Source organism: Malikia spinosa, assembly GCF_002980625.1.
In the GTDB taxonomy this organism is placed as follows: domain Bacteria; phylum Pseudomonadota; class Gammaproteobacteria; order Burkholderiales; family Burkholderiaceae_C; genus Malikia; species Malikia spinosa.
The window spans coordinates 1-582 of the sequence record NZ_PVLR01000052.1 but is presented as its reverse complement, the minus strand read 5'-3'; the positions used below and the strand labels follow the sequence as shown (position 1 = coordinate 582).

The 582-nt window shown below is 66.5% G+C and carries 1 protein-coding gene; it reads right to left on the bottom strand.

Annotated features, from left to right (window positions below):
* Positions 1-512, bottom strand: a 512-nt coding sequence (locus C6P61_RS15525) for a hypothetical protein (RefSeq protein WP_146115071.1), incomplete at its 3' end; no start/stop codon positions are given.
* Positions 513-582: the final 70 nt, after the last annotated feature.

The following is a 582-nucleotide window of genomic DNA, read 5'->3' as shown; positions in this document are numbered from 1 at the left end:
TTGCGAGTAGCAACCGCTGGAACGTAGGCCGCCCGATGCCGGCGCAGACAGGTCCGCAAGGCATGGACGGCTGCCTGGGGTGATTCGGCCCAGGCTTGCAGCCTCAGGTCTCGCAGCCGTGCCACGAAGCCACCATCCGCCTCGAACAGCCAGAACAGCGGCCGCTCGCCTGGCAAGCCCAGCAGGCGGTGCGCGCGGAACACACCGTTGGCCGGCGCCCAGGAGGCTGTTACATGCCATTCGTCGCGCGTACTCCACGAAAGGCATGGGCCCGTGCAAGCACTCAGCATGGCCTGCCGTCGTTCGTCCTCCCGGACTTGCTGCTGAGCACGCCGACTGGCCTTGTCCGATCTTGGGAGCGCCCAGTCGATGAACCGGTCTTGCATGGGATTGACGAAGTGCAGGCCCGCCGGGCCTTGTCGCGCACTCCAGTTTTCAGGCAGCGGGTCTGGGTGCTCGTCGACCGACCAGTCTGCGATTCCGCTGCGGACAGATTGCACGGTGATGGCCATCGAACGCCTCCAGGCCGCAGCGATCACCGCCCCACTGGCCTGATACTGCAGCCACTGCCACTCGGCCGAG